This is a genomic window from Streptosporangium sp. NPDC049376 (genome assembly GCF_044466505.1).
Taxonomy (GTDB): Bacteria; Actinomycetota; Actinomycetes; order Streptosporangiales; family Streptosporangiaceae; genus Streptosporangium.
This window is the reverse complement of sequence record NZ_JBITMT010000002.1, coordinates 240876-258979: the sequence shown is the minus strand read 5'-3', so window position 1 is coordinate 258979 and position 18104 is coordinate 240876. Positions and strand designations below refer to the sequence as shown.

The window sequence follows — 18104 nt, the reverse complement described above, 5'->3', positions numbered from 1 at the left end:
GACTCCTCTGTGTCGCGATTGAGCAAAGGGTATCCTTTGCCCGGCTCAGAAAACGGAGGACGGCGTGGCGGACGAGCAATTGGAAAGCACCCGGCTGGCGTTGCGGGAGGCCATGGCCCAAGGAGAGCGGGCCGCTGAGCTGGCCAGGCTGCTCGCCGCGGCGGAGGCCAGGCTGGCCGAGGCACAGGACGCGACGGCCGAGCTGCGAGGTCTCCAGGAGCGGCTGGAGGAGGCCGAGGAACGGCTCCAGAAGGTCCAGGCGGCCGAGGAGAAGCTCCGCAAGGACCTTGCCGAGCAGCGCTACCAGGCCGAGGTGGCCAAGTGGAAGCTGTCCTCGGTGCAGGTGGCCCGCTGGTCCAGGCTCGGCGACGCGATCAGGACCGGCAAGAGCAACCCGGTGCGGCTGGCCCGCGGGCTGCGCGGAGCCGCGAAACCCGCCAAGCGCCCCGCGGCGCCCAAACGGCAGCCGATCCCGCAGCGGGCCACCGGCAAGCCGGTCCCCGGCGCTTCCTTCCAGGCGACCACCTCGACCAGGACGGTCGGCGGCGCCTCGGTCAAGCTCAAGCCCTTCCGCGTGCCGACGGGCCCGAACACCCGACCGCACCTGACCGTCGCCGTCGTGGCCGAGCCGCACGCCGAGGCGCTGCTGCGCTACGAGTGGCGCCAGAGCACCGGCTTCACCCCGCGCGACTTCGCCAGGGTGCTGGCCGCAGAGGTGCCGCACCTGCTGCTGGTCGAGTCGGTCACCACCGGCCCCTGGGCCGAGGAGCTCGCGGGGGCCGGTGAGGGGCTGCGCGCGCTGCTGGCCTGGTGCGCCGAACGGGGCATCCGCACCGTCTTCTGGCACACCGGGGGCGAGGTGGCCGCCTTCTCCGCCGCCGCCTCGCTGTTCGAGCACATCGTCACCGCGCTGCCCAGGAGCGTGGGCGAATGGGGGGCGGCCCTGGCCTCCTGCGAGCCGGAACCGGGCCGTCGCACCCCCTCACTCGGGCTGCTGCCCTTCGCCGTGCAGCCCCGCGTGCACAACCCGCTGCCGCTGGCCGGAGACCGCTTCGACCGGGTGCTGACCCTGGAGGAGCTGCTCCCGGCACACCTGTCCTATCCCGACGTGCTCACCTCCTACCGCTGGCCGAAGGCCGTCGACTGCCCGCCGGGCACCGACCCGTGGCGGATGGCCGAGCTGGCCGCCTGCGGCACGCCGATCGCCGCCTCGCCCTTGGCGGCGCCCGCGCAGCCCGCCGAGCCCCTCCCGCTCGGCGCCACACCCGACACCGGCGCCGAGGCCCGCAGGGCGCACGCGGCGCTGCGCCAGGCCTACGCCTCGGGCACGATGAGCCAGAAGGTGGACGACCTGCTCGGCGTGGTCGGCCTGCCCAGCGCGCGCGCCACCCTGAACATCTCGGTGATCATGATCGACAGGGGCGACCTCGACCACACCCTCGCCCAGGTCGTGCCGCAGAAGGGCGTCATCCAGCTCGTCCTGCTCTCCGACGCCGAGGACGCCCTGAAGCGGGCCCGCGACGCCATGCCCACCGGGGTCGAGGTCGTGGTCCGTCCCGGCGACCCCGAGCTGACCACGGGCACCATGCTGAACCGGGCTCTCGACCTGTGCCAGGGCGACCTGGTCGCGGTCATGGACGCCCAGGACGTGTACGGCGAGCACTACCTGACCGACCTGGCCCGCGCCTTCCTGTTCACCACCGCCGACATCGTCGGCAAGGCCGCCTACTACGCCCACCTGCGTGACGTCGCCGCGACGGTGTTGCGCCAGCCGTCCGCCGAGTACTCCTACCTGCCCGAGGTCGCGGGAGCCACCCTGCTGGCCCGCCGGGCCGTACTGCGCGGGATCGGGTTCGCCGACGTCTCCGAGGGGTGGGACGAGGTGCTGATGCGGCAGTGCCGTACGGACGGGGTGAAGGTCTTCTCCGCCGACCGCTTCGGCTACGTCCGCATGCGTGACCGTGACCGCTGGCTCCTCGGCTCCGCCCAGCTCGTCGACTACGGCCCCCCGGAGCCCCACGCCCTGGCCTGAACCGTACGGCCTGGCGTTGTCCCGAGAGGGGATCGTGTCTGTTCGAATACTCTGATTCGTCGGGCGCGCTTGGGGTGACGTACAGCTCAAGATCGTTGCAGGCTTCGGCGACTCGTCCATGGTGCTCGACACGCCCCGTGGCCGCCGTACAGGTTGACGGCGACGGGGCTTCGGTGGCGACACGTCGTTGAGCGCCCGACGGGTTCTCGCGGGGATGGAACCGGTGTGCTCGGGTATCGTGCCTTTCATGTCGAGCCCTGAGGCATCCAGGACGGGGGCTTTCGGTCACCCGTCAGCCCCCTGAACCACTCAAGACCCTGTCCCGCCGTACGGCGGTGGCGACAGGAGCGGCCGGGCCGCTGACCGCGGTGACGAGACGTCCCATCCGATCTCTCATCACCCTGGGGTCTCTCGATGCCTCTGCCCGTCTACCTGCTCTCCATGGCGATCTTCGCCATGGGCACGTCCGAATTCATGCTCGCCGGTCTGCTGCCGGACATCGCCGCCGACCTCGGTGTCCCGGTCGCGACGGCGGGGCTGCTCACCCCGGCCTTCGCCGCCGGGATGGTGGTGGGCGCCCCGCTCACGGCGGGACTCGCACGCCGGTGGCCACGGCGGGCCGGCCTGCTGGGCCTCCTCGGCCTGTTCCTGGTCACGCACGTCGCCGGTGCCCTCACCGGCGATTTCACGGTCCTGTTCGTCACCCGGTTCCTCGCGGCGCTCGCCAACGCGGGCTTCCTGGCGGTCGCGCTCACCACGGCCACCGGGATGGTGCCCGCCGACCGGAGGGGCCGGGCACTGGCCGTCCTGCTGGGCGGCGTCACGATCGCCACCGTGGCCGGGGTCCCGGGAGGCGCCCTGCTGGGGACGCTGCTCGGCTGGCGCGCCACCTTCTGGGTGGTCGCGGCGCTGTGCGTGCCCTCGGCGCTCGGTGTGGTGCTCGGCGTCCCCCCGGGTACGGCGCGGCCCGACGGACCGGTTCCCGACCTGCGCCGAGAGCTCGCCGAGCTGCGGCGCCCCAGGCTGGTGCTGGTCCTGTCGCTGGGCGCGCTGGTCAACGCCGCGACCTTCGGCACCTTCACCTTCCTGGCCCCGATCGTCACCGGTGTCGCCGGGCTCGACCCGCTGTGGGTCCCCGTCGTGCTGGTGCTGTTCGGTGTTGGTTCCTTCATCGGAGTCACCGTCGCCGGGAGGCTGTCCGACCGGAGGCCCGGCCTGGTCGTCGCGGTCGCCGGGCCGTCGCTGCTCTGCGGCTGGGTCGTCCTCGGACTCACCGCCGTCCATCCGGCCGCCCTGCTGGTCCTGGCCCTCGTCCAGGGGGCGCTCTCCTTCGGCCTCGGGAGCACGCTGATCGCACGTGTGCTCCACGAGGCTCCGGGGGCACCCACCATGGCGGGGTCCTACGCCACCGCCGCCCTCAACGTCGGGGCCGTCGCCGGTCCGGCCCTCGCCGCGGCCACCCTGGCAACCGGCTCCGCAGGAACGGGCCCCGTCTGGGTCAGCGGCGCCCTGGTCGCGACCGCGCTCCTGCTGGTCCTGCCGTTCCGCCGGGTGGTCGTCCGGCCGTGAGTCGTTCGCGGCTCGGGGCCGCGGGCCGCCGGGCGTGACGACTGGTCGGCTCGGTGAGGTGCTCGGGGCGCCGCCCGTGCCCGGGGGCATGGGAGCGGGCGGCGCTCTGCGTTTCGGTCACCGTGCGAATTTCAACCAGGACGCCGGTCCTCTTTTCCGTCGTCCGGCAAAGAAACGGAGAAGAGATCTCTGTAACGTGAGATATCGCTGAAGCCTCTTGTGTAAAGACTTGTCTCCGAGGACAGATCGTCATACAGGGCGGCCCGAACGTCCGCGGTTCCGAGGAATTTCCATTCCACGGTCTCTCCGTACTGGTTCCTGTACGACGTCTCCTCCTCGCGGCCCATCGCCTCGGCGGCCGCGTGGGCCTTCTCGTCCGACTCCTCGTACAGGACGACGAAGTCCTCGGTGTACTCAGAAGGAGTGCGGCCGTCCTTCACGATGACCTCGAAAACCAGGATCGCCATATAAGGAAGCCGGTTCATCTGGACTCCTGTCGCATTTCCTGTGTGTCTCGCGGGGCGTCCTGCTCCAGGGTGCGGACGACGATGAGCTTTTTCAACCTGGTTTCGCGGGCCGTGGACGCGACGCGGTGTACGGCACCTCATCGGAAAAGAGGAGATCCCCTGGTGATGTGAGCCGATGTCACAGGCGGCGCCGGTCACGCGAGGCCGTCACCGAATCCGCGGTGGTCACGTTCCCCGGTGCCTTCGCGTCACGGCCTCAGGCCGGGAGACGGACGTCGGCACGGGAGTCCACACGCCACCGCGCGGCCCCCGCGAGTCACGGCCTTACTAGGCTGCCGTGCATGACGCCGGGTCAGCTGGAGGAGGTCCTCGGTACGCCGCCGGTCCCGCGTGGGACGTGGGAGAAGGAGGCGCTGTACGTCTCGGCGGCTGCGCTTCGAGGGCGGGAGGAGCCCGAGGCGCTGGCGGCGCGGGTGCGGGCCCTGCCGGGGGTCGCCGAGGTCCGGGTACGGCCCGGCGGCTTCCTGGAGATCGTGGTCACGGCCCCCGGGGAACTGCTGACCGAGATCGGGGCCGCCGGGACGGTGGCTCCCTCCCCGGGAACGGGGTCGCCGTGGCCCGACTTCCCCAGGACGTGGCGGAACCCGGGGTTCACGGTCAGGTACGCCTGCGTCAGGGCGGCGGCCGTACAGCGCTGGGCGGACGAGCTGGGGGTCGGGGGGCCGTTCCTGCCCGAGCTGCTGGACGGGCGGCAGGACAGGGCGGTGCTCAGGTTGCTCGCCGAGCTGTACGGCAGGCGCGGCAGCCGTGATCCCGGCTGGGCCGCCTATGCCGAGCAGCTCGCCCTGGCCTACCACGACGCCTTCGAGCACGCCCCGGCGTTGCCCGCCGGGGACGAGGAGCCCACGGCGCTGCACACGGCCCGGGTACGGCTGGCGCAGGCCGTACGAGAGGTGCTGACCGAGGCGTTGGCCGCAGTTGGTGAGACAGTTCCCGACAGATTGTGATAAATCCGGTAGTTCAGGAAGACCATAAGGGGGACGGGTGGGAACCGGATTACGGCGCCGGGGCATCGTCGGATGGGTGCCGGTGGTCCTCATCGTCCTGGTGATCGTCGCCGGCGCCGTCTACATCATCACCAACCTGGAAAGACCGGACGAGACCGCACGGGCGGCGGCCGTGGCCACGAAACCCACGGCGACACCTACGGCAACACCCACGGCGACGCCGACCCAGCCCGCGTGGCTGAGAGTCTCCCACAAGTCCTACCGGGGACTCGGCCCCGTGGACGCCCGGTGCGACCTGCCGGAGTCCCTGAGAACCGGTGCCGAGCCCGAACCGGCGTTGCGGGCCCTGGCGCTCTGCCTCGACCGCATGTGGACGGACACCCTGGCGAAGGTCGGGGTCACCTACGTCAAACCCGAGATACGCCTGATCCGCACCCCGGAGGAGGCGGCCTGCGCGTCGCTCGCCTTCGAGTGGGGCGGGCTCTACTGCCACGGGAAGAACGTGGTCAACGTGTTGATCACGGATGGGGAGCCGACGCCCTGGTTCGTGTTCGCGCACGAGTACGCCCACCACGCGCAGTTCACCGGCGCGATCACCGACCGGTGGATGACGCGGCCTGTCGACGACGACATTCTTCGCCGCCTCGAACTGCAGGCCGGCTGCCTGGCCGCGGTGACGCTGCGCACCGCGCTGCCGGAGGAACTGGAATCCGCGCGGAAGACGTACACGTCCTACATCGGACTGGAGGCGGAGCCCGGGAGGGCCGAGGAACTGGCGGCGATCCTGCGCACGCACGGCTCATGGGCCCACTCCGTCGCATGGATGAAGCGAGGGGAGCGCAAGGGAACGGTGGCCTCCTGTGACACCTGGGTCGCCCCCGCCAGACAGGTGTCCTGACGGCGGAACCGTCCACGAGCACAAAAATATCCTCCTATACCCCTAGAAACCGTGAAAAATACGCGGTTTTTAGGATGATCACGTCTCGATACGTGGGCACGCGTCCCATGGGGATCACCGGGTCCGATAGCCTCGATAGGGTGAGTCGATTCGCCCATCCCGCCGGTGACCGGCACGCCGAAGTGCTGCCCGAGGACCGCCCTCCCCACGTACCCGCCGACCTGAACACGCTCGACCCCACGATCTGGCCGCGAACGGCCGGCCGCGTCGACGGTTCGGTGACGATCGGCGGCGCGGACGTCAGGGATCTGGTGGCACGGCACGGCAGCCCGCTCTACGTGGTGGACGAGGAGGACTTCCGCTCCCGCTGCCGCGACTACCGGGAGGCGTTCGCCGGAGGCGAGGTCCACTACGCGGGCAAGGCGTTCCTGTGCCGCGAGGTCGCCCGCTGGATCATGCAGGAGGGCCTCGGCCTCGACGTGTGCAGCGCCGGTGAGCTGGCCGTCGCGCTGAGCGTCGGCTTCCCGCCCGAGCGGATCACGATGCACGGCAACAACAAGTCCCCGGCCGAGCTGGAGAAGGCCGTCGAGGTCGGCGTCGGGCACATCGTGGCCGACTCCTTCGAGGAGATCGCCCGCCTCGGCTTCCTCGCCGACAAGCACGGCAGGCGCCCCCAGGTCATGATCAGGGTGACCGTCGGCGTCGAGGCGCACACCCACGAGTTCATCGCCACCGCGCACGACGACCAGAAGTTCGGCTTCTCGCTGAGCAGCGGAGCCGCGGCCGAGGCGGCCAGGCGCATCCTCGCCCTGCCCCAGCTCGAACTGGTCGGCCTGCACTCCCACATCGGGTCCCAGATCACCGACACCGCCGGGTTCGAGGTGGCCGCGCGCCGCCTGGCCACGCTCCTGGTGCAGATCAAGGAGGAGCACGGCGTCGTCCTGCCCGAGCTCGACCTCGGCGGCGGCTACGGCATCCCCTACGTCGAGGGCGACGTCGCCCCCGACGTCAAGGAGATCGCCGACGGCCTGCGGGAGATCGTGACCAAGGTCGCCCAGGCCGCTGGGCTGCCCGTCCCCAAGCTGACCGTCGAGCCGGGGCGCGCCATCGCGGGCCGGGCGGGCGTGACCCTCTACGAGGTCGGCACGATCAAGGACGTCGAGGGGCTGCGGACCTACGTCAGCGTCGACGGCGGCATGAGCGACAACATCCGCACCGCGCTCTACGGGGCGGAGTACACCGCGCGGCTCGCCTCGCGCGAGAGCACGGCCGAGCCGATGCTCTCCCGCCTGGTCGGCAAGCACTGCGAGAGCGGTGACATGGTCGTGCGTGACCTGTGGCTGCCGGGAGACCTGGCCACCGGAGACCTGATCGCCGTCGCGGGCACCGGCGCCTACTGCCGCTCGCTCGCCAACAACTACAACTACCTCCCCAAGCCCGCCGTCGCCGCGGTCAGGGACGGGGAGTCCCGCGTGATCGTCCGCCGCGAGACCGAGGACGACCTCCTGAGGGGACAAGCGTGAAACGATCCGGAAACGAGAAGAGGAGTGCGGCCGTATGGCTCTGAAAGTTGCCCTCCTCGGATGCGGCGTCGTCGGTTCCCAGGTGATCCGGCTGATGCACGAGCAGGCCGACGACTTGGCCGCACGTATCGGGGCACCGCTTGAGGTGGCGGGCGTCGCCGTACGGCGCCTGGGCCGCAGGCGGGACACCGACGTGGACCCCGCGCTGTTCACCACCGACGCCGAGGCCCTGGTCACCCGGGACGACGTGGACATCGTGGTCGAGGTGATCGGCGGCATCGAACCGGCCAGATCGCTCATCCTGGCCGCGATGAACAGCGGCAAGTCGGTCGTCTCGGCGAACAAGGCCCTGCTGGCCGAGGACGGCGCGACCATCCACGCCGCGGCCAAGGCCAACAACGCCGACCTGTACTACGAGGCGGCCGTCGCGGGCGCGATCCCGCTGCTCAGGCCGCTGCGCGAGTCGCTCGCCGGTGACCACGTGCACCGGGTGCTGGGCATCGTCAACGGCACGACGAACTACATCCTCGACAAGATGGACTCCTCGGGCGCCTCCTTTTCCGACGCGCTTGAGGAGGCCCAGGCGCTCGGTTACGCCGAGGCCGACCCCACGGCCGACGTGGAGGGCTTCGACGCCGCGGCCAAGGCCGCCATTCTGGCCGGGATCGCCTTCCACAGCCGGGTGACGGCCGCCGACGTGCACCGCGAGGGCATCACCGAGATCACCGCGGCCGACGTGGCCAGCGCCAAGGCCATGGGCTACGTCATCAAGCTGCTGGCGATCTGCTCCCGTTCCGACGACGGGCGTTCCTTCGGCGTCCGGGTGCACCCGGCCATGATCCCCAGGACGCACCCGCTGGCCGGGGTGCGCGAGGCCTACAACGCGGTCTTCGTCGAGGCGCGCTCGGCGGGGCAGCTGATGTTCTACGGCGCGGGCGCCGGTGGGGCCCCCACCGCGAGCGCGGTGCTCGGCGACCTCGTGGCCGTCGGGCGCAACCGCCTGGCCGGGACCAGGGGCCCGGAGGAGTCCACCTACGCCGACCTGGGCGCGCACGCGATGGGCGAGACCGTCACGCGCTACCACGTCTCCCTGGACGTCGCCGACAAGCCGGGTGTCCTCGCCCGGGTCGCCGACATGTTCGCCAAGCAGGACGTCTCCATCCAGACCGTCCGGCAGGAGGGGCACGGCGACGACGCACAGCTCGTCCTGGTCACCCACCGGGCCAGCGACGCGGCCCTCTCGGCGACCATCGAGGGCCTGCGGGAGATGGACATCGTCCGTGACGTGGTGAGCGTCATGCGCGTCGAGGGTGAGGACGCCTCCTGACGAGGCCGAAGAGCGCCCTTCCCGGCGACGGGGAGGGCGCCTGCGTCGTAGGGGAGGGCGGGCCGTCGTGAGGATCGCATACCGGCTGGGCGCGCCGGCGGTCGCGCTGGCCGTACTGGCCGGGGCACTTCCCGCCAGAGCCGAGACCGCCGAGACCGCCGGGAAGGTCAGGACCGTCGTCTCGCTGACCTTCGACGACGGGGACGCCACCCACGTGGCGGCGGCGCGTCTGCTGGAGCGCAGAGGGATGCGGGGAACGTTCTACGTCAACTCCGCGACCGCCGGACGCGCGGGCAAGCTGACCCGCAAGCAGGTCGTCGCGCTGGCCCGGGCGGGGCACGAGGTCGGCGGCCACACCCTGACCCACGTCCGGCTGGACGAGCTGACCCGTGCCGAGCAGCGCGGGCAGATCTGTGACGACCGCAGGAGGCTGCTCGCCTGGGGGCTGCGTCCCGTCACCCTCGCCTACCCCTTCGGCGCGGTCGACGCCCAGGCCAAGAAGGTCGCGCGGGGATGCGGCTACGACGCCGCCCGCACGGTCGGCGGCCTGCGGCAGTGGAGCTGCTCCGGCTGCCCGGAGACCGAACCCCGGCGCCCCCGGGACCGGTACGGCATCCGCACCCCGGGCTCCGTCCGTGAGGACACCTCGCTGCGGCAGCTGAGACAGCTGGTCCTCAACGCGGAACGGGCCGGTGGCGGCGTCCTTCCGCTGGTGTTCCACCGGGTCTGCGACGACTGCGGCCTCTACTCGGTGCCGCCGAAGGTTCTGGACGGCTTCCTGGCGTGGCTGGCGGCCCGCGAACGCCGTGGCACGGTCGTCATGACGCTGCGGGACGCGGTCGGCGCCCGCGGCTGACCGTACTGTGGACCGTCACGGCGGGCCTGTCAGCCCGTCACGGGGCGGGCGGTGAGCGTGAGGAAGACGTCGTCGGGGTCGGGGGCGTGGACCGAGAGCCCGTCCACGGCGAGCAACTGGTGGTCGATCCTGTCGAGAAGGGCACGCAGGGAGCCGACGCTGCCGTCGTTCGGGACCCGCAGGGTGAACGCCTCGTCGTCGCCGGGCACGCCGCCCAGGACGCGCACGGCCCATTCGAGCTCCTCGGCGTCGGCGAAACGCAGGTGGGCGTGGCCGCAGGAGGCCAGGCGCCCCAGCTCCCGCGGGGTCCCCTCGGCGACGATCCTGCCCTGGGACAGGACCGCGACCCGGTCGGCCAGCTCGCCCGCGTCCCGTGGGTGCCGCGTCGTCAGGAAGACCGTGACGCCCTCCGCGGCGAGATCACGCAGGACCCGCCGTACGGCACGGCGGCCACTGGGGTCGAGCCCGCCGGTCGGCTCGTCGAGGAGGACCACCTCGGGGGAGCCGACCAGGGCCGTCGCGATGCCGAGCCTGTGCCGCATACCGCCGGAGTAGGCGGCGACCGGCATCCCTGAGGCCGTCCCTGAGGCCTCTGTGAGACCGAGGCGGCCGAGCAGCCCGGCGGCGCACCGCGCGGCCTCGGCGTGGTCGAGCCCGCGCCGCCGTGCGACCGCGAGCAGGTTGTCCTCACCGGTGAGCGAGTCGTCCAGGGGAGAACGGCGGCCCACGTGCTCCCCGGTGATCCGCACCAGGCCCCCGTCGGCCCCGGTCACCCCGGACAGGATGCGGATCACCGTGGTCTTGCCCGAGCCCTCGGCGCCGAGCAGCGCGAAGACCGTCCCCGAGGGGACCTCAAGGTCGACGCCGTCCAGGACGGTCCTGTCGCCGAACGACACGCGCAGCCCGGACGCCGAGATCGCGAAATTGTGCATTCTGTCCCTCGTTTCGCCTTTCAGGACTTCAGGAACGATGGATCACGACGTCGCCGTAGTGGGTGCGGGCACGCACCTCGACGGTCTCGTCAGAGGGGGAGGGGCCGTCCACGGCCTCCAGGGTGTTGCGCACGCTGCCGTAGGGCGTGCTCAGGTCGAGCCAGGCGGCGGTTCCCTCCCGGATGCCGACCTTCAGCTTGCCGTAGGAGGTCTCCAGGACCACCGACCCGCGTACGGCCTCACCGATGCGGATGTCTCCGGAGACCGTCCTGGCGTCGACGCCGGCCAGCGCGCGGCCCACGGTGATGTCGCCGTAGGCCGTGTTCAGCCGCAGGTCGCCGGTGACCTCGCCGATGGTGATGCCGCCGTTGGCGGTCCTGACCATCGCGGGGCCGTCGATCTCGCCGATCCTGATCTCACCGTTGGAGGTGGTGACCTCGGTGCGCCCGACGGAGCGGATCACCGTGATGTCGCCGTCGGCGGTGTTCAGCCGCAGCTCGCCGGTCTGGCCGAGCCAGATGTCGCCGGAGACCGTGCGCAGCGTGGACTCGCCGAGCCGCCCCTCGCAGTGGAGGTCGGCCATGGCGCTGACGTCGACACGGGACCCCTCGGGCAGGTCGATGACGACCCTGACCGAGCCGTCCCACCCGAGCAGCGAGCCGATCCTGGTCTTGGGGGCCTTGACCAGGAGCCTGCCCTGGTCGTACTCGACCCGGGTCTGCTCGGCGGCCCTGATGTCGGCGCCGCCGTGCTCGTCGGCGGGCTGCACGTCGACGACCGTGTCCGCGCGTTCGGCGGCGTTGAGCCGGATGTGGCCCGCCCCGATGTCGATGACGACGAAGATCGGTTCCGGGGTGTCGAAGGTGGGCATGGCGCTCTCTTCCTGACGGTCGGCTACCGCACCCAGCCGGTGTAGCGCCGTTCGCCTCGCTGGGAGACCCGGGGAGGCGGCGAGGGGCGGGCCCCGGCCTCCAGGGCGGCGGAGACGGCGCGGACCAGCCAGGCGTTGACCGAAAGCCCCTCCTTGCCCGCCGCCTCCTCGATGCGCGGCTTGAGGTGCTCGGGGACCCGCAGGGACAGGCGTGTCGTGCCGCCGTCCTCCGCCTCGGGCGCGGTGGGGGCGGGGCCCTGGGCGGTGGGTGCCCCGGCCTCGAAGCCCTCCTCGAACGGCCTGGCCGCCGGAGGAGGCGTCACCACGAAGTCGGGGTCGCGTCTGCGCAGCCGTACCTCGACGGAGCCGGGGGCGAGGTCGCGGCTGATCTCGTCGGCGGCGGTGGACAGCGCCTCAAGCAGGACGAGCCTGGTGGTCGACTCAAGGGCGGAGGTGAGCTGCCTGGCGGCGGCGCGCACCTCCTCGCCGCCTGTCTCCGCGACGACCGTGAGCTCGCGGCGCAGGTGATCGACGTACGGCGTCAGGTCCATGACGCCACTATGACGCCACGATGGCGCCATGGCAAGTCCGCTGTGGTGTCACCATGGCGCCGTTCCAGGCATGCCAGGCGTGTCAAGGGGAAAGCGGGGGAAAGCAGGGGAAGGCGCGGGTCAGCGGCCGCCCTCGGCGAGACCCCGCAGCCTGCGGGCCGCACGGCGCAGCAGGGAACGGTCCCGTTCCCTGCGCAGGGCCACGGCTTCGAGGCGGCGCTGCTCGGCCTTCTCCTTCCACCGGGCGGCGGCGCGGTCGCCCTTGGCCGCCTGGGCGCGCAGTTCACGCAGCTCGGCCTTGAGCGCGGCGACCCGCTGCCTGGCGCGCTCGGCCTCCCGCCCGTGTCTCTCCGCCTCCGCGCGCCAGCGCACGGCCTCCCTGTTGCGGGCCGAGGCCCAGGCCGGATAGGCGCGTGAGGCGGGCCGGAACCGCCAGGTCTCGGCGTCCAGCCAGGTGGCGCCGTACAGGTCGGCGATCACGTCGTCCAGGGACTCGCCCTCGGCCGCGACGCGCAGCGCCCTGGCGACGGCCGAGGTCCGTTCGAGACGCGCGGTGACGACGCCGGTCTCGTTCTCGTCGAGCGCGACGAGCAGCAGTCCCTCGTCGTCCCCGTCGGCCTGCTCGACCAACATGGCCAGGCTCTCGGCCCCCGGCACCCACCCCGGCGGGCAGGTGAGCCTGAAGGGAGCGGGAAAGGAGGTCGCGGGGACGCGCTCGGCCAGGCGCACCCGGCCGTCGCCCGCGTACTGCCCGCGCACCAGCCTCAGGTCGAGCAGCGGGTCGTCCAGCGGCGTCCGGCCCTCCTCACCGGGCGGACGCGCGTCGAGCAGGGCCCACGGGCCGGTCAACACCACGCTCACGTCGGACAGGGTGCTCGCCAGCGCGCCGTCCACGCTCGCCCTGACGTCCTCGAAGGAGGCGTCCGCCGCGTCCACGACCACCTCGACGTACGGCACCAGCCACTGGCGGCCCGGGTCGGAGCGCAGATTGCGCCGGTACGGCACGCGGTCGGCGATGAACGGCCCGTTGTGCCGTCTGACCTCGGCGGGCCTGCGCATCGCCGTCGTGGTGCCCAGGTGCCAGCACACCGCCTCGGCGTCGGGGACGAAGACCGCGCCGGTCTGGGTGAGCCGGTAGCCCAGCTCGGTGTCCTCGCCGAGCGCCAGGGAGGTGTCCAGGCCGCCGGCCTCCTTCAGCAGGGCGGCGGGTGAGGAGACCGTCGCCCCCACGTGGACGCGGTGCAGCAGGGGGCTTGGCGCGTCGCGCAGGCCGCGATGGGCCGCGACGAGCTCGTCGATCCAGTCGTGCCCGTGCTCGGGGTCCTCCGCGAAGAGGCCGTGGGCGCCGCCGTCCGCGACGACCCCGCTGACCTGGGCCGGGGCCGGGAGGGGGCCCGCCGCGGCGGTGAAGCGCAGCCTCCCGAGCACCACCAGGTAGTCGGCCAGGTGGTGCCAGCGCATGTGCGCCTCGACGTGGTCGCGGTAGGGGACGATGTCGGCGTCCATCCTGTGGATCACCTCGCCGTCGGCGGCGGCCGTACCGGTCTCCATGGCGCCCGCGATGCCCCGCCTGCCCTGGGGGGAGCGGACGATCCTGGTGCGTTCCGGGGCGATCCCGGGGACACGGAGCGGGGGAACGCTTCCGTCGTCCACGACGACCACCTCAAGCAGGTGGGCGGGGTAGGTCTGGGCGGCCAGGGCGGCCAGGGTGAGGTCGAGTCTTTCCTGCCCGCCCCTGGCGGGGATCACCACGCTCACCGCCATGCGGGGCCGCCACGTGCCGGGCGCGGGCGGCTCCAGCACCCCGTAGTCGTTGCCGGGGATCCGCGCGGTCATCCCGCCTCCACGGGCAGCTCCATCAGCGCGCTCGGCCGGAAGCCGCGCCACTGGCGTTTGTTCCTGCGCAGGAACGTGCCGATGGGCTCCCGCCAGGTGTGCCCCGCGGCGTTGCCGCGCCGCAGCACGTACCCCAGCCCCTGGGTGCGGTAGATCCGCCCGCCCGCGCCCTGCACGGCGTGCTGGAACTGGGCGTCGATCGTGCCGGGAAGCGGGCGGAAACCTCCCACCGCGTGGAAGGCCGAACGCTCGGTGAGGATGGTCCCTCCCGCGATGAAGTTGGTGATCTGCTCGGTGACCTGTTCCCGGTGGACGGTCACCCCGATCGAGGCGAGGTAGACGAACTCGGGCACCATGCCGACCACCTCGGCCCCCGAGTAGGAGTGGGCCAGCAGCAGGTCGGAGACGAAGTCGGGGCCGTACCAGTCGTCGTCGTCCATCTTCAGCAGGAACGCCCCCGACGCCCTGGCCGCGGCCTCGTTGAGTACCGTGCCGAACACGCTCGCCCGGTCCGTCTCGAACACGGTGAGCGGCCGGTCGAAGGACGCCGTCGCCTCCGCCACGTCCGGATGTCCGGCGGGGATGCCGTGCAGGGCGAGGATCACCTCGAACTCGGCGCCGCGCTGCCTGGACAGCTGCTCGAACGCGAAGCGCACCATCTCGGGACGCCGGGTCGCCAGCAGCACCGAGACCAGGGGGACGGGGACGGCGGGGGCGCCGAGCTGCTCCCAGCGGGCCCGTACGCCGTGGACGCGCAGCGCCCGCCTGCGCAGCCGTACGCTGTACTCCTCACGTGTCAGGTCGTCGGCGAGCGCGGTCTCGTCGGCGGAGGTGACCAGCTCGGCGAGGTCCCGGCCGAGCGCGCCCGCCCACGGGGGCACGGTCTCGCAGACCAGCGGAACCCCGGCCGCGGCGAGCCCGGTGACGACCCGCAGCGCGGCGACCGGCCCGCTGTGGCCCCGCCGCCAGTCCACGCGCACCCCTCTGACCTGCCTGATCCTGGTGACGTCCACGTCGGTCACGCAGCCGGAGGCGCCGAGGACGGTGAGCGTGCGCCCCTCACAGGTGATCGCCCAGCGGCCCGACTCGACGGACAGGTCGGCCATGCCGAGCGACGGCACGGTGACGAAGCCCGTCGGGTTGACCGAACGGTCGTCGACCGGCGGGATGGTCCTGGGCTCCGACAGGTCTCCCAGGCCGCTGCGCAGGATGCCCGCCCCTCCCGGACGGCCGAGCCGTTCCCAGCTCATCAGCGCGGCGGCGGGGCGGTCGATCGGGGTCCCCGCGCCCTCCCAGGAGGGCGGCTCCTCGTCGGTGACGCGCAGGACCAGGTCGGCTCCCGCGGCACCGAACCGCTCGGGGACCGGGCCCGTCACCTCGGCGGGGGCGGCGTTGGGGTCGCCGGGACGCCAGTGGGCGGCTCCGGGGCCAGCCAGCCCGGCCACCGGGGCCGCGACCGCGTCCATCCCGTGCCCGCCGAACGCCCTGGCGGTCGCGGCGAGCGTACGGCCCGCGGGCGTGGGCTTGGCGAACCTCGCCTCGACCGCCCAGGCGTCCTTCGCGGGACGGTGCACCCGCAGTTCGGTCAGGGACCGCCAGCGGTGCGCGGGGACGGGGGAGATCACCGGCGCGGTGTACCAGTACGGGGCCTCCTCGACGGCGACCGTGACCCGTGAGGCCGAGGGGAGCAGGGACTGCAGCGCCGCGGCCCTGCGGACGTCGGTCGGCGTCCTGGCGACGACGAGGACCTCCGTCACGCCGTCCTGGGCTCCGGGCAGCCCGCCGAGGTCGCCGTCGAGGTCCGTCACCCGGTACGGCTCCAGGTTTTCGAGGGTGTCGAACCCGGCGTGGCAGACCAGCAGGCCCCGCGCGTCCCGGCCGCCGAGCAGGTCGGTCAGGAACGACATCAGCCCGCCCTCCTGTGCCGGACGGTCGCGATGATCTCGCCGATCGGGCCACGCCGCCGTTCGGCCCCGGCCTGTTCGGCCCGCTCGCGCGCCTCCTGCGCCTCCCGGCGCAGGCTCCGCACCTCGTCCTCAAGGCGTTCGGCCTCGCGCCGCCACCTGGCCGCCTCCGCCCGCCACCTGGCGGTGTCCCCGGCGACGGGCTGGGGCCGGTCCGCGGGGGTGAAGCCGAACTCCTCCCCGCCCACCCACAGGGAGCCGAACATCTCGTGCACCAGGTCGTCCCGGTCGTCCCCGGAGACGAGCGCCGCCCTGGCGAAGGCCGAGGTGCGTTCGAGCCTGGCCGCGGTGACCCCGTTCTCCCGCTCGTCGAGCACCACGCTCAGCAGGCCGTACCCCTCGCTCTCCGCGTGTTCGACCAGCCTGGCGAGGGTGTCGGGGCCGAGGGCCCATCCGGCGGGGCAGGTGAGGCGAAAGGGGGCGGGGGCCGCGTCGGGGACGGTCTCGGCGAAGGAGACGCGCGGCTCGCCGCCGTACAGGTTGCGCACCAGGCGAAGGTCGAGCAGCGGCTCGTCGAGGGAGGAACGACGTCCCCGGGGCAGGGCCGACCACGGTCCGGTCACGGTGACGGCGACGTCGGCGAGGGTGCCCGCGAGCGCGGCGTCCACACTCGTCCTGACCTCCTCGTAGGTGGCCCCGGCCGCGTCCACGACGACGCGCACGTACGGCACCAGCCAGGTCCTGCGCGGGTGGGCGCGCAGCCAGCGCAGGTCGGGGATGAGGTCGGGCAGCACCGACCAGTTGTGCCGGTGCACCTCCTTCTCTCTGGTCATGACCGTCGAGGGGCCGAGGTGCCAGGCCGTGGCGCGCGGGTCGGGGACGAAGACCGCCCCCGCCTGTGCCAGCCGGAAGCCCAGGTCGGTGTCCTCACCCATGTTCAGCGCGGTGTTCACCCCTCCCGCGGCGCGCAGCAGCGCCAGCGGGACCGAGGTCGCCGCCCCAGAGTGGAGCAGGTGGGCCCGGGAACCGGCCTCCCGCAGCCGCCGGGTCTCGGCGAACCGTTCGGCCCGCCAGGCGTGCGGGGAGGAGACGGGGAAGAGGTCCTCGGCACGCCCCCGCCGTACGGCCGCGAGGACCTCTTCGGGTCCCGGCGCGTCCCCGGACGGCTCGGGGGTGAAGCGGATGTCGCCGAGCACGACCGCGTACGGGGCCAGGTGGTGCCAGCGCATGTGCGCCTCCACGTGCTCCCGGTCGAGGACCACGTCGGCGTCCACCCAGAGCAGGACGTCGCCGGTCGCCGAGGCGGCACCGGTCTGGCGCGCCCAGCCGCGTCCCCAGCGGCCCTCGGGCACCCGGACGATCCGGGTTCCGGCCGGGGCGGGGCCGTCGATCCGCAACGGCGGTTCGCTGCCGTCGTCGGCGACGACCACCTCCGTGAGATGGGCCGGGTAGGTCTGGGCGGCCAGGGAGGCGAGCGTGCGGTCGAGGGACTCCTGGCAGTCGTAGGCGGCGATCACCACGCTCACCCCGAGCCGGGGCTCCCAGTGGCCGGGTTCCGGCGGGGTCAGCGAGCCGTAGTCGTTGTGCCTGACCCTGGGAACCCCTCCGGTGTTCCGGGCGGGGGGAACGGCGACCTGTCCCGTGCCGTCCTCCCCGCCCGTCCTGAGCGCGCCGTCCTCTCCGTCCAGGGACGGGCCGGCCGTACCGGAACCCGCCTCCCGGCGCTCTCGGGCCTCACTCACGCCGCGCCCTCCGGCCTGGCCCGCCAGGGCCTGGCCTCGGCCGCGGCGAGCTTGGGGAGCAGCTCGCTGACCAACTCCTCCATCTCCCTGCGCCGGGGAACGGCCGTCAGCCGGTCCTCGCCCAGGGAGACCAGGATCGCCCGCAGGTCCTCCTCGTGCCTGCCGCTCTCCTGCCTGAGCAGGGAGACGATCTCGTCGAGCCGTCCGTCCAGCCGTTCGACGGCCGTCCTGACCTTGGCCAGCTCCGCCTCCTGCCGCTTGACCCGGTTGTCGACACGCTGGGCCTTCCCGTCGGTCCTGCGCAGGGTGACGAGGGTCAGCGCCTGGGCGGCCAGCACGGCCACGGCCGCGGCGAGCCCGAGGGCGCCCACGACCGGGACGGCGCCGAGGACCGCGAGCAGGGTCAGCGCGATCACGACCAGCGGGACCGCGATCGTCGTCAGTAGCGTCAATTTTCGGGGCGTGGACATCCGCGCTTACCTTCCGTGCCGCTCTGTCGTTCGTTGCCTGTTCTGTCGGGGGGAGTGTTCGAGGCTATCCACTCCACATGAGTGGATATAGCGATAAACGGTAAACCTCAAGGTTTTTG

15 protein-coding genes are annotated in these 18104 nt (G+C 72.6%); 7 read left to right on the top strand and 8 right to left on the bottom strand.

The features are described from left to right. Nucleotides 1-64: 64 nt before the first annotated feature. Both ACIBVQ_RS06640 and ACIBVQ_RS06635 read left to right on the top strand, forming a co-directional pair. Complete coding sequence (locus ACIBVQ_RS06640) at nt 65-2032, top strand: glycosyltransferase (protein ID WP_352009689.1); 1968 nt, start codon at nt 65-67, stop codon at nt 2030-2032. A gap of 414 nt (nt 2033-2446) precedes the next feature. Then, complete coding sequence (locus ACIBVQ_RS06635) at nt 2447-3601, top strand: Cmx/CmrA family chloramphenicol efflux MFS transporter (protein ID WP_399176058.1); 1155 nt, start codon at nt 2447-2449, stop codon at nt 3599-3601. 131 nt (nt 3602-3732) lie between these two features. On the opposite strand, the gene ACIBVQ_RS06630 is transcribed toward ACIBVQ_RS06635, so the two are convergent. Continuing rightward, complete coding sequence (locus tag ACIBVQ_RS06630) at nt 3733-4086, bottom strand: DUF4288 domain-containing protein (RefSeq protein ID WP_352009687.1); 354 nt, start codon at nt 4084-4086, stop codon at nt 3733-3735. 323 nt (nt 4087-4409) lie between these two features. Between ACIBVQ_RS06630 and ACIBVQ_RS06625 the strand changes: the two genes are divergently transcribed. From ACIBVQ_RS06625 to ACIBVQ_RS06605, 5 genes are all read left to right on the top strand, one after another. Next, nucleotides 4410-5075: a DALR anticodon-binding domain-containing protein gene (locus tag ACIBVQ_RS06625; protein WP_399176056.1), complete on the top strand. Its 666-nt coding sequence runs from the start codon at nt 4410-4412 to the stop codon at nt 5073-5075. Nucleotides 5076-5112: 37 nt separating this feature from the next. Beyond that, nucleotides 5113-5973 (top strand): neutral zinc metallopeptidase, encoded by an 861-nt coding sequence (locus ACIBVQ_RS06620; RefSeq protein WP_399176054.1) that lies wholly within the window; start codon nt 5113-5115, stop codon nt 5971-5973. A 140-nt stretch (nt 5974-6113) separates the two neighbouring features. Beyond that, entirely contained in the window at nt 6114-7496 is a 1383-nt protein-coding gene (gene lysA / locus ACIBVQ_RS06615; RefSeq protein WP_362909892.1) for a diaminopimelate decarboxylase, read from the top strand. A gap of 34 nt (nt 7497-7530) precedes the next feature. Next, on the top strand, nt 7531-8823 hold the full coding sequence (locus ACIBVQ_RS06610; protein WP_362909889.1) for a homoserine dehydrogenase: 1293 nt from the start codon (nt 7531-7533) through the stop codon (nt 8821-8823). 67 nt (nt 8824-8890) lie between these two features. Further along, a complete protein-coding gene (locus ACIBVQ_RS06605) occupies nt 8891-9679 on the top strand; it encodes a polysaccharide deacetylase family protein (protein ID WP_352009682.1) in 789 nt (262 codons plus the stop codon). 29 nt (nt 9680-9708) lie between these two features. Here ACIBVQ_RS06605 and ACIBVQ_RS06600 read toward each other — a convergent pair whose 3' ends face one another. From ACIBVQ_RS06600 to ACIBVQ_RS06570, 7 genes are all read right to left on the bottom strand, one after another. Further along, nucleotides 9709-10611 carry an ABC transporter ATP-binding protein gene (locus ACIBVQ_RS06600; RefSeq protein WP_399176051.1) on the bottom strand — a complete coding sequence of 301 codons (903 nt, stop codon included), beginning with the start codon at nt 10609-10611 and terminating at the stop codon, nt 9709-9711. A 28-nt stretch (nt 10612-10639) separates the two neighbouring features. Beyond that, nucleotides 10640-11482, bottom strand: a complete 843-nt coding sequence (locus ACIBVQ_RS06595; protein ID WP_352009680.1) for a DUF4097 family beta strand repeat-containing protein — start codon at nt 11480-11482, stop codon at nt 10640-10642. Between the two features lie 23 nt (nt 11483-11505). Then, nucleotides 11506-12033, bottom strand: coding sequence for a toxin-antitoxin system HicB family antitoxin (locus ACIBVQ_RS06590; RefSeq protein ID WP_362909882.1), 528 nt, complete (start codon nt 12031-12033; stop codon nt 11506-11508). Nucleotides 12034-12153: 120 nt separating this feature from the next. Then, nucleotides 12154-13869 carry a glycosyltransferase gene (locus ACIBVQ_RS06585; RefSeq protein ID WP_399176049.1) on the bottom strand — a complete coding sequence of 572 codons (1716 nt, stop codon included), beginning with the start codon at nt 13867-13869 and terminating at the stop codon, nt 12154-12156. Next, on the bottom strand, nt 13866-15776 hold the full coding sequence (locus tag ACIBVQ_RS06580) for a glycosyltransferase (RefSeq protein ID WP_399176047.1): 1911 nt from the start codon (nt 15774-15776) through the stop codon (nt 13866-13868). The genes ACIBVQ_RS06585 and ACIBVQ_RS06580 overlap by 4 nt, the downstream gene beginning before the upstream one ends. Continuing rightward, entirely contained in the window at nt 15776-17515 is a 1740-nt protein-coding gene (locus ACIBVQ_RS06575) for a glycosyltransferase (RefSeq protein ID WP_399176045.1), read from the bottom strand. Before ACIBVQ_RS06575 ends, ACIBVQ_RS06580 begins: the two co-directional genes overlap by 1 nt. Next, a complete protein-coding gene (locus ACIBVQ_RS06570; RefSeq protein WP_362909874.1) occupies nt 17512-17985 on the bottom strand; it encodes a hypothetical protein in 474 nt (157 codons plus the stop codon). The genes ACIBVQ_RS06575 and ACIBVQ_RS06570 overlap by 4 nt, the downstream gene beginning before the upstream one ends. Nucleotides 17986-18104 lie beyond the last annotated feature (119 nt).

Excerpts from the sequence above, each read along its gene's own strand:
- ACIBVQ_RS06570 (WP_362909874.1), bottom strand. The coding sequence starts at position 17,985 with ATGTCCACGCCCCGAAAATTGACGCTACTGACGACGATCGCGGTCCCG.
- ACIBVQ_RS06585 (WP_399176049.1), bottom strand. The coding sequence starts at position 13,869 with ATGACCGCGCGGATCCCCGGCAACGACTACGGGGTGCTGGAGCCGCCC.
- ACIBVQ_RS06610 (WP_362909889.1), top strand. The coding sequence starts at position 7,531 with ATGGCTCTGAAAGTTGCCCTCCTCGGATGCGGCGTCGTCGGTTCCCAG.
- ACIBVQ_RS06580 (WP_399176047.1), bottom strand. The coding sequence starts at position 15,776 with ATGTCGTTCCTGACCGACCTGCTCGGCGGCCGGGACGCGCGGGGCCTG.
- ACIBVQ_RS06600 (WP_399176051.1), bottom strand. The coding sequence starts at position 10,611 with ATGCACAATTTCGCGATCTCGGCGTCCGGGCTGCGCGTGTCGTTCGGC.
- ACIBVQ_RS06635 (WP_399176058.1), top strand. The coding sequence starts at position 2,447 with ATGCCTCTGCCCGTCTACCTGCTCTCCATGGCGATCTTCGCCATGGGC.
- ACIBVQ_RS06590 (WP_362909882.1), bottom strand. The coding sequence starts at position 12,033 with ATGGACCTGACGCCGTACGTCGATCACCTGCGCCGCGAGCTCACGGTC.
- ACIBVQ_RS06595 (WP_352009680.1), bottom strand. The coding sequence starts at position 11,482 with ATGCCCACCTTCGACACCCCGGAACCGATCTTCGTCGTCATCGACATC.
- ACIBVQ_RS06625 (WP_399176056.1), top strand. The coding sequence starts at position 4,410 with ATGACGCCGGGTCAGCTGGAGGAGGTCCTCGGTACGCCGCCGGTCCCG.
- ACIBVQ_RS06630 (WP_352009687.1), bottom strand. The coding sequence starts at position 4,086 with ATGAACCGGCTTCCTTATATGGCGATCCTGGTTTTCGAGGTCATCGTG.